Annotated in this window: 5 protein-coding genes and 2 pseudogenes; 5 read left to right on the forward strand and 2 right to left on the reverse strand. The window is 68.0% G+C overall.

Translation table 11 applies throughout. The features are described from left to right. Positions 1–35 precede the first annotated feature (35 nt). The 4 genes from metH (at position 36) to FPZ41_RS26245 (ending at position 8,197) form a co-directional block, all read left to right on the forward strand. The gene (gene metH, locus FPZ41_RS26230; RefSeq protein WP_152866153.1) at positions 36–3,563 is read left to right on the forward strand and encodes a methionine synthase; all 3,528 of its coding nucleotides are present in this window, start codon (positions 36–38) and stop codon (positions 3,561–3,563) included. Between the two features lie 233 nt (positions 3,564–3,796). Further along, positions 3,797–4,492 carry an HAD family hydrolase gene (locus FPZ41_RS26235; protein WP_152866154.1) on the forward strand — a complete coding sequence of 232 codons (696 nt, stop codon included), beginning with the start codon at positions 3,797–3,799 and terminating at the stop codon, positions 4,490–4,492. A gap of 444 nt (positions 4,493–4,936) precedes the next feature. Then, entirely contained in the window at positions 4,937–6,538 is a 1,602-nt protein-coding gene (locus tag FPZ41_RS26240; protein WP_152866155.1) for an ABC transporter substrate-binding protein, read from the forward strand. Between the two features lie 81 nt (positions 6,539–6,619). Beyond that, entirely contained in the window at positions 6,620–8,197 is a 1,578-nt protein-coding gene (locus FPZ41_RS26245) for an ABC transporter substrate-binding protein (RefSeq protein WP_152866156.1), read from the forward strand. Positions 8,198–8,306: 109 nt separating this feature from the next. On the opposite strand, the gene FPZ41_RS26250 is transcribed toward FPZ41_RS26245, so the two are convergent. Both FPZ41_RS26250 and FPZ41_RS26255 read right to left on the reverse strand, forming a co-directional pair. Then, complete coding sequence (locus FPZ41_RS26250; protein WP_030606450.1) at positions 8,307–8,978, reverse strand: response regulator; 672 nt, start codon at positions 8,976–8,978, stop codon at positions 8,307–8,309. A 14-nt stretch (positions 8,979–8,992) separates the two neighbouring features. After that, positions 8,993–9,942: pseudogene (locus FPZ41_RS26255) on the reverse strand (RecB family exonuclease). Between the two features lie 312 nt (positions 9,943–10,254). On the opposite strand from FPZ41_RS26255, the pseudogene FPZ41_RS26260 reads away from it, so the two are divergent. After that, positions 10,255–10,598, forward strand: a pseudogene (locus FPZ41_RS26260) (site-2 protease family protein); the annotation flags it as partial.

Raw genomic sequence — 10,598 nt, forward strand, 5'->3', positions numbered from 1 at the left:
AAGCCGACAGCCGTCGCAGCCCAGGGAGCACCTTTATGGCCTCGTTGCCGAATCCGTCCCCTACGTCCGCCGCTTCCGACAGCCGGACCCGATCCGAAGCCCTGCGCCATGCCCTGGCCACCCGTGTGGTGGTGGCCGACGGCGCGATGGGCACGATGCTGCAGGCGCAGGACCCGACCCTGGAGGACTTCGAGAACCTTGAGGGCTGCAACGAGATCCTGAACCTGACCCGCCCGGACATCGTGCGCTCGGTGCACGAGGAGTACTTCGCGGTGGGCGTGGACTGCGTGGAGACCAACACGTTCGGCGCCAACCACACGGCCGCCGCGGAGTACGACATCGCCGACCGGGTGCACGAGCTGTCGGAGGCCGGCGCCCGGATCGCCCGCGAGGTGGCGGACGAGTACGCCGCGCGCGACGGCCGCACCCGCTGGGTTCTGGGCTCGATCGGCCCCGGCACCAAGCTGCCGACCCTCGGCCATGTCGGCTACACCACGATCCGCGACGGCTACCAGGCCAACGCCGAGGGCCTGCTCGCGGGCGGCGCCGACGCGCTGATCGTGGAGACCACGCAAGACCTGCTGCAGACCAAGGCCTCGGTGCTCGGCGCCCGCCGCGCCCTGGAGGCCACCGGCACCGACGTGCCGCTGCTGGTGTCGATGGCCTTCGAGACCACCGGCACCATGCTGCTCGGCTCCGAGATCGGCGCCGCGCTGACAGCTCTGGAGCCGCTCGGCATCGACATGATCGGCCTCAACTGCTCGACCGGCCCGGCCGAGATGAGCGAGCACCTGCGCTACCTCACCCGGCACTCCCGCATTCCGCTGCTGTGCATGCCGAACGCCGGCCTGCCGGTGCTCACCAAGGACGGCGCCCACTTCCCGCTCGGCCCCGAGGGACTGGCGGACGCGCAGGAGAACTTCGTCCACGACTACGGACTCTCCCTGATCGGCGGCTGCTGCGGGACCACCCCCGAGCACCTGCGCCAGGTCGTCGAGCGCGTCCGCGAACTCACCCCCACCGAGCGCAATCCGCAGCCCGAACCCGGCGCCGCCTCCCTCTACCAGACCGTCCCGTTCCGCCAGGACACCTCGTACCTGGCGATCGGCGAGCGCACCAACGCCAATGGCTCGAAGAAGTTCCGCGAGGCCATGCTGGCCGCCCGCTGGGACGACTGTGTGGAGATGGCCCGCGAGCAGATCCGCGAGGGCGCCCACATGCTGGACCTCTGCGTGGACTACGTCGGCCGCGACGGCGTCGCCGACATGGAGGAGCTGGCCGGCCGCTTTGCCACCGCCTCCACGCTGCCGATCGTCCTGGACTCCACCGAAGTGGACGTCATCCAGGCGGGGTTGGAGAAGCTCGGCGGCCGCGCGGTCATCAACTCCGTCAACTACGAGGACGGCGACGGCCCGGAGTCCCGCTTCGCGAAGGTCACCAAGCTCGCGCAGGAGCACGGCGCCGCACTGATCGCGCTGACCATCGACGAGGAGGGCCAGGCCCGCACTCCCGAGAAGAAGGTCGAGATCGCCGAACGGCTCATCGACGACCTCACCGGCAACTGGGGCATCCACGAGTCGGACATCCTCATCGACACCCTGACCTTCACCATCTGCACGGGCCAGGAGGAGTCCCGGGGGGACGGCATCGCCACCATCGAGGCGATCCGTGAACTCAAGCGCCGCCACCCGGACGTGCAGACCACGCTGGGGCTGTCGAACATCTCCTTCGGCCTCAACCCGGCCGCCCGCATCCTGCTCAACTCCGTCTTCCTGGACGAGTGTGTGAAGGCGGGCCTGGACTCGGCGATCGTGCACGCGTCGAAGATCCTGCCGATCGCCCGGTTCAACGAGGAGGAGGTCCGGACCGCTCTCGACCTCATCCACGACCGCCGCGCCGAGGGTTACGACCCGCTGCAGAAGCTGATGGCCCTGTTCGAGGGCGCCACGGCGAAGTCACTGAAGGCGGGCAAGGCCGAGGAGCTGGCCGCCCTTCCGCTGGAGGAACGCCTCAAGCGCCGCATCATCGACGGCGAGAAGAACGGCCTGGAGGCCGACCTCGGCGACGCCCTCCAGACCCGCGCCGCCCTCGACATCGTCAACGAGACGCTCCTGGACGGCATGAAGGTCGTCGGCGAGTTGTTCGGCTCCGGCCAGATGCAGCTGCCGTTCGTCCTCCAGTCCGCCGAGGTCATGAAGGCAGCCGTCGCCTACCTCGAACCGCACATGGAGAAGACCGACGCCGACGGCAAGGGCACCATCGTGCTCGCCACCGTCCGCGGCGACGTGCACGACATCGGCAAGAACCTCGTCGACATCATCCTGTCCAACAACGGCTACAACGTCGTCAACCTCGGCATCAAGCAGCCGGTCTCCGCGATCCTGGAGGCGGCCGAGGAGCACCGGGCCGATGTCATCGGCATGTCCGGACTCCTGGTCAAGTCCACGGTGATCATGAAAGAGAACCTGGAGGAGCTCAACCAGCGCGGCCTGGCGGCCACCTTCCCGGTCATCCTCGGCGGCGCGGCCCTCACCCGGGCGTACGTCGAGCAGGACCTGCACGAGCTGTACGAGGGCGAAGTCCGTTACGCGCGTGACGCGTTCGAGGGCCTGCGCCTGATGGACGCGCTGATCGGCGTCAAGCGGGGCATGCCCGGAGCCAAGCTGCCGGAGCTCAAGCAGCGCCGGGTGCGGGCGACTTCGGCCGTCCAGGCCGAGGAACGCCCGGAGGAGGGTCACGTCCGCTCGGACGTCGCCGTCGACAACCCGATCCCCACCCCGCCGTTCTGGGACACCCGCGTCATCAAGGGCATCCAGCTCAAGGAGTACGCGAGCTGGCTGGACGAGGGCGCCCTGTTCAAGGGCCAGTGGGGTTTGAAGCAGGCACGCACGGGTGACGGACCCTCGTACGAGGACCTGGTCGAGACGGAGGGGCGGCCGCGGCTGCGCGGGCTGCTGGACACGCTCCAGACCGAGAGCCTCCTCGAAGCGGCCGTGGTCTACGGCTACTTCCCCTGCGTGTCCAAGGACGACGACCTGATCATCCTGGACGAGCAGGGCAACGAGCGCACCCGCTTCACCTTCCCGCGCCAGCGCCGGGGCCGCCGGCTGTGCCTGGCCGACTTCTTCCGCCCGGAGGAGTCCGGCGAGACCGACGTCGTGGGCCTGCAGGTCGTCACCGTCGGCTCGAGGATCGGGGAGGAGACCTCCCGGCTCTTCGACGCCAACGCCTACCGTGACTACCTCGAACTCCACGGCCTGTCCGTGCAGTTGGCCGAGGCCCTCGCCGAGTACTGGCACGCACGCGTACGCGCGGAGCTCGGCTTCGCGGGAGAGGACCCGAAGGCCATCGAGGACATGTTCGACCTCAAGTACCGCGGGGCCCGCTTCTCGCTCGGCTACGGTGCCTGCCCCGATCTGGAGGACCGCGCCAAGATCGCGGAGCTGCTGGAGCCCGAGCGGATCGGTGTGAAACTCTCCGAGGAGTTCCAGCTGCACCCCGAGCAGTCCACCGACGCGATCGTCATCCACCACCCCGAGGCGAAGTACTTCAACGCGCGCTAGGTGTATTGATCACGATGCATTGATCACGAGCGTCGTATTCCCGTCTGTCCGTCTGTCCCTCTGTCCGTTTGACGACAAGACCTGGCCGGTGCATGTGTGGGCCCTATGAGTGCCCACGGGTGTGGAGCTCAAACCGAGCGTTTCGCCGAACAGCGTCGTAAACTGGTCGATCCACCGCAGGCCGGTTCCCCATCCGGGAACCGGCCTGCTCGTCCCGCAAGGAGGTGCGCCGGATGACGACAACGGTCCCCGCGCTCGGTACCCAGACGGCCGAAGGCTCAGCACTGCAGGCTGTGCTCCTCGACATGGACGGAACCCTGGTGGACACCGAGGGATTCTGGTGGGACGTCGAGGTCGAGGTCTTCGCGGGCCTCGGTCACGCACTCGACGACTCCTGGCGCCATGTCGTGGTCGGTGGCCCCATGACTCGCAGTGCCGGCTTCCTCATCGAGGCCACGGGCGCCGACATCACCCTCGCCGAGCTCACCGTGCTGCTCAACGACGGGTTCGAGGACCGCATCGGGCGTACGCTGCCGCTGATGCCGGGCGCCACCAGGCTGCTTGCCGAGCTCGCCGCGCACGGCATCCCCACAGCCCTGGTCTCCGCCTCCCACCGGCGCATCATCGACCGCATCCTGACCTCGCTGGGTCCTCAGTACTTCTCCCTGACGGTCGCGGGAGACGAGGTGGAGCGGACCAAGCCGCACCCCGACCCGTATCTGCTGGCGGCCGCCGGGCTGGGCGCCGAACCGGCCAGATGCGCGGTCATCGAGGACACGGCGACCGGTGTCGCGGCCGCGGAGGCCGCAGGCTGCCACGTCGTCGCGGTCCCCTCGGTGGCGCCCATCGCGCCAGCCGTCCGGCGCACGGTCGTCGCCTCGCTCGAAGAAGTCGATCTCCCTTTTCTCCGTGGGCTGGTGGCCCTCTGACCACGGAAATCCATCGCCTGTTCACCCAGGGTGCCTAATTGAATACGCGATAATGCAAAGGGCTTCGCAGTCTTCGTCGCGGGAATTCGATACGGTGCGCCCTGGCTGAATTCCGATACTGGTCGGCGTATGCGGCTCTGTGATTTTCGTCACCGGTCAGAGGGTCGACAAGGGGTGCCTGCCTGTGCCTCATCTGCCCGTTCCGTGGTGATCGGCACGTCCTTGTGTCCCGATTAGTGCAACCTGCACTGATCAGTCCGCTGACCAACTGTTCAGTGTGTCCGCGACCGGTTCCGCAGCGTGATGGGAACTCAACTCCGCTGCGTGCAAACCACTCTTCCGGTGCGGACTAATCTCGTCGCGAGGACATCGTGTACCCCGTGACCCGCCCGCACACCCCAGCTGCCGGGTCCGTGGAAAGACAGCTACTGGAGAAACACGAGCATGAACCGCAAAACTCTGGTGCTGCCGGCCGTCATAAGCCTGCTCACCCCCGTGCTCGCCGCCTGTGGCAGCTCCGACGGCGGGAGCGGCGGCGACGCGATCGTTGTGGGTACGACGGACGGGTTCACCGCTTCCAGCGACACACCCGCGCCACTCGACCCCGCCTACGCGTACGACGTCGGTACCTGGAACGTCCTGCGTCAGACCGTGCAGACCCTGATGACGCAGCCCCGCGGTGACGGCGCCCCCGAGCCCGAGGCAGCCGAGAGCTGCCGCTTCACCGACACCGGCAACGAGCGCTACGCCTGCACGCTCCGCGAGGGCCTGAAGTTCGCGAACGGCGACCCGATCACCGCCGAGGACGTGAAGTTCTCCATCGACCGGGCGCGCGCCATCAAGGCCGACAGCGGTGTGTTCGCCCTCCTGTCGACGGTCCAGCTGGTGGAGACCAAGGGCGACCGCGAGGTGATCTTCCACCTCAACGGACCCGACGCCACCTTCCCGTTCAAGCTCTCCACACCCGTCGCCGGCATCGTCAACTCCGATGACTACGACAAGAAGAAACTGCGCGACGGCTTCGAAGTCGACGGCTCCGGCCCGTACACCCTCAAGGCCGAGGTCAAGGACAACGAGGTCACCGAGATCGCCTTCACCAAGAACCCCAACTACAAGGGGCTGTTGAAGCCGAAGAACGAAGAGGTCGTACTGCGCTCCTTCGCCGACGCCGACGCCATGGGTGCCGCGCTCGAAAAGGGCGACATCGACCTGATGACCCGCGCCATGACGCCGGAGCAGATCGACAAGCTCTCGGACACATCCTCCGACGACATCGACCTCATCGAGGCGTCCGGCCTGGAGATCCGCTACCTGGGCTTCAACACCAACGCCCCGCAGGTCAAGACCAAGGCCGTCCGCCAGGCCATGGCCCAGCTCATCGACCGCGCCTCCCTCGTCTCCAAGGTCTACGGCACCCAGGCGCAACCGCTCTACTCACTGGTCCCGGCCAGCATCACCGGCCACTCCAACGCGTTCTTCAACAAGTACGGCGAACCGAGCAAGGCCAAGGCCAAGGCGACCCTGACCGACGCCGGCATCAACACCCCGGTGAAACTCACCCTGAACTACACGACCGACCACTACGGCGCCGCCACGAAGCCGGAGTTCGAGCAGCTGCAGAAGCAGCTCAACGACAGCGGCCTGTTCGACGTCGACATCAAGGGCGCGTCCTGGGACAAGTTCCAGCCGGCCGAACGGGATGGCGAGTACGCGGTCTTCGGCTATGGCTGGTTCCCGGATTACCCGGACGCCGAAACGTACCTCTCGCCGTTCCTCGACAAGGACAACTTCCTGCGCCTGCCGTACGCGAACAACGAGATCCGCGGCACGCTGCTGCCCGAGGCCCGCCGTGAGGCCGACCGCCTCACCGCCTCGGACAGCATCAACGACATCCAGGACATCGTGGCCGAGGACGTACCGCTCCTGCCGCTGTGGCAGGGCAACCAGTACGTCGCCGTGAGGGACGACATCACCGGGGGCGAGTACGCGCTCAACTCCGCGTCGTCGCTTCAGCTGTGGGAGCTCGGCCGTGGCATCAGCGGCTGACCGGAGACCTCACTCCGTACTCCGGGCCTCCTGGGCCCGGAGCTTCCGTGAACCGACAACACAAGGCACCCGCAAGTGAACATGCGTAATCCATCGCCAGTCCTGTCCGTCACCACAGGACTGGCCATCGGCCTGCTCACCGGCTGTGGCACCGTCACAGGCAACTCCTCCGACAACGGCTCCCATATCGTGATGGGGATGTCCGACGAGGTACTGGCCACCGACCCCGCGTCCGGCTACGACCCGGGGTCCTGGCTGCTCTTCAACAACGTCTTCCAGTCGCTCCTGAGCTTTCCCAACGGCGCCACGGAACCCCAGCCCGAGGCCGCCAAGAAGTGCGCCTTCACCGACAACCGGATCACCACCTACGAGTGCACACTCAAGGACGACCTCAAATTCAGCAACGGTGACTCCCTCACCTCGAAGGACGTCAAGTTCTCCTTCGACCGCATGCTGAAGATCAACGACGAGGCCGGTCCGGCGGTCATGTTCCCCATGCTCGACAAGGTCGAGACGCCGGACGAGCAGACCGTCGTCTTCAAGCTCAAGTACGCCGACGCCACCTTCCCGAGCAAGGTGGCCTCCGGCGCCGGCTCGATCGTCGACCACCGCTCCTACGACGCCGACGGGCTCCGCAAGGACGACGGGGCTGTCGGCTCCGGCCCGTACAAGCTCGACTCCTTCGGCAAGGACGAGGCCGTCTTCTCGGTCAACGAGAACTACGAGGGCAACGCCGACGTGGAGAACTCCGGCGTGACCATGAAGTTCTTCCACGGCGACCAGACCGCCCTGAAGAGGGACCTGCGCGACAACAAGCTCGACGTCGCCTACCGCGGGCTCAGCTCCACCGACATCGCCGACATCGAGGCGGACAGCTCCGCCCACAGCGCCGTCGACATCGTCGACGGCACCGGAGCCGAGGTCCAGCACCTGGTCTTCAACATGGACGACCCGGTGGCGGGCAAACTCGGCGTCCGCCAGGCCATGGCCTACCTGCTGGACCGCGAGGCCCTCATCGAGCAGGTCTACCAGGGCACGGCGACACCGCTGTACTCGATCATCCCGGCCGGCATCACCGGCCACAACACGGCCTTCTTCGACACCTACGGCGCCCGCCCCTCCAAGGCCAAGGCGGAGGCCGCCCTGCGTGCCGGGGGCATCAACGGCAAGGTGAAGCTGACCCTCTGGTCCACCCCGTCGCGCTACGGCCCGTCCACCGACCAGGAATTCCAGGCGATCGCCACACAGCTCAACAACAGCGGGTTGTTCGAGGCGACCGTGAAGTCCGTGCCCTTCGAGCAGTACGAGAAGGACATCGACGCGGGCAAGTACGGCGTGTACGTGAAGGGCTGGGTGCCCGACTACCCGGACCCCGACAACTTCACCAGCCCGTTCTTCGGCGACGGCAACGTACTCGGCAACAACTACACCAACAAGACGATCACCGGCACACTCCTGCCGAAGACGGCCGCCGAGAGCGAGCGCTCCACGACCGAGCAGGAATACGCCGAACTCCAGAACATCGTCGCCGAGGAACTCCCCGTCATCCCGATATGGCAGGCCAAGCAGTACGCGGTCGTCAAGAACAACGTCTACGGCCTGGAGTACTGCCTCGACGCGTCGACGGTGTTCCGCTTCTGGGAGATCAGCAAGGACTGATTCTGGGAGATCAGCAAGGACTGACACCCACAGCCACGAACACCGAGGGCGCCCCTGTGACGCAGGGGCGCCCTCGACGTTGCACGTCCGACCTGTGCCGCCGCGCCGGCTACTGCGCGCCCGGACGCACCAGCCCGCTCTCGTACGCGTACACCGCGGCCTGTACACGGTCGCGCAGGCCCAGCTTGGTCAGGACATGGCCCACGTGCGTCTTGACCGTGGTCTCGCTGACGAACAGATCGGCCGCGATCTCCGCGTTGGACAACCCGCGCGCCACCAGCTTCAGCACCTCGACCTCGCGGTCGGTCAGCGTGTGCAGCGTGTCCGGCACCGGCTCGTCACCGGACGGCAGATGTGTCGCGTACTTGTCGAGGAGCCGGCGCGTGATGCTGGGCGCGAGCATCGCCTCACCGGCGGCCACCACGCGGATCGCCTGCACCAACTCGTTGGCCGGCGCGTCCTTGAGCAGGAAACCGCTGGCACCCGCCCGCAACGCCTCCACGACGTACTCGTCGAGATCGAAAGTGGTCAGCACCAGCACCTTCGCCGGACCGTCCCGGCCGGGCCCGGTGATCTGCCGGGTCGCCTCCACCCCGTCCATCCGCGGCATGCGGATATCCATCAGAACCACATCGGGCTGCAGGGCACGCACCTGGTCGAGCGCCTGAAGACCGTCTCCGGCCTCCCCCACGACCGCGAGGTCCTGCTCCGCCTCCAGGATCATCCGGAAGCCGGTGCGCAGCAGCGGCTGGTCGTCGACCAGTAGGACGCGGATGGCCACGTAAGTCTCCTTCGCTAGTCCGGCCCATTCTGCCCTGCGGGACTCAGCCCGATTCGGGCGACCTCACCGGCAGCGGGTACGGCGGGGGAGTGCCGCCGAATTCCGGACAGACCGCCTGGTGATCGCACCAGCCGCAGAGCTTGCTGGGCCGCGGCCGCCACTCGCCCGACTCGGTGGCCGCGCTGATCGCCTCCCACAAGGCGAGCAACTTGCGCTCGACGCGCTCCAGATCGGCGAACACCGGGTCGTACGTCAGCACATCCCCACTGCCCAGGTAGACCAGCTGGAGCCGGCGCGGGACGACCCTCTTCAGGCGCCACACCACCAGGGCGTAGAACTTCATCTGGAACAACGCACCCTCGGCGTACTCCGGTCTCGGGGCCTTGCCCGTCTTGTAGTCGACGATCCGCACCTCGCCGGTCGGCGCGACATCGACACGGTCGATGATCCCGCGCAGCCTGAGCCCCGAGTCCAGCTCCGCCTCGACGAACAACTCGCGCTCGGCGGGCTCCAGCCGCGTCGGATCCTCCAGCGTGAACCAGCGCTCCAGCAGTTGCTCCGCCTCCCCGAGCCAGCGGGCCAGCCGCTCACCCTCGGGGTCGTCCGCGAACAGCTCCACGACCTCCGGCTTCGACTCGCGCAGCCGGTCCCACTGGCCCGGGATCAGCGCCTTCGCCCGCGGCGCCGTCCGCTCCGTCGCCGGAGCGTCGAAGAGCCGCTCCAGCACCGCGTGCACCAGCGTGCCGCGCGTGGCCGCCTCGCTCGGCTTCTCCGGGAGTCTGTCGATCACCCGGAAGCGGTAGAGCAGCGGGCACTGCATGAAGTCGCTGGCGCGCGAGGGCGAGAGCGACGCCGGGGGAGCGGCGGCACGCGTCCCCGCCGGGAGCCCGGCGCCCGAGCCCTCGACGCCGGAACCTTCCGCGCTGCTGCCGCCGGTGCTGGTGCCGTCGGTACTGGTTTCCATGCCCACAGACGATACGGGCCGCCACTGACAGTGACGTCCCCCGCGGGGCAGCGGCCTCGTGGCAGCGAGGTGGCAACGAGTGAGACGTGCGCTCACGGCGTGCTTCGCGGGGCGCGCGACCGCACGGAACACCCCGCGCCACCGCACGCGCGATCGTCTCGCCCGGCCGCGATGAAACAGCCCCTACGACAGCACGGGGAACAGAGGGGGTGCCGGGGCAGAACGAGCGGCGACGACCGCATAGCATCGACCACAGACCCTTCCGCCCCGCACGTAACCGGGCGCGGAAGACGCATCGAACGAGGGGACATCGTGGACGAGAGCGGCGGGAGCGGGCAGCCGCGGTCCGGCAGTGACGAGGCGCCCGAGCGCCCCGCGGGGCAGTCGACCCCGGCCGACGACACCGCACGCCCCGAACCCAAGCCCAGTGAGAACCGGCCGGCGCCCGACGCCCCGGCCGACGGCGCCACTCCGGCACGCACCGACCCCTCACCCGGCCAGCAGCTCCCGGCACCCACCGAGCCTCCGGCCGATCACAGAACTGCCACGCCCACGGAGTCGCCCCAGCAGCACCCCGACCCCTCGGCCGATCACGGAGCTCCCGCGCGCCCCGAGCCCCAGGCGGACACCCCGCCCGCGGCCGCGTTCCGCTCGGA

Source organism: Streptomyces acidicola (assembly GCF_009377235.1).
Classification (GTDB): Bacteria; Actinomycetota; Actinomycetes; order Streptomycetales; family Streptomycetaceae; genus Streptomyces; species Streptomyces acidicola.

What these genes read in the sequence shown, in the direction of transcription:
- FPZ41_RS26235 (WP_152866154.1), top strand. Translation starts at nt 3,797, where the DNA reads ATGACGACAACGGTCCCCGCGCTCGGTACCCAGACGGCCGAAGGCTCA.
- metH (WP_152866153.1), top strand. Translation starts at nt 36, where the DNA reads ATGGCCTCGTTGCCGAATCCGTCCCCTACGTCCGCCGCTTCCGACAGC.
- FPZ41_RS26245 (WP_152866156.1), top strand. Translation starts at nt 6,620, where the DNA reads ATGCGTAATCCATCGCCAGTCCTGTCCGTCACCACAGGACTGGCCATC.
- FPZ41_RS26240 (WP_152866155.1), top strand. Translation starts at nt 4,937, where the DNA reads ATGAACCGCAAAACTCTGGTGCTGCCGGCCGTCATAAGCCTGCTCACC.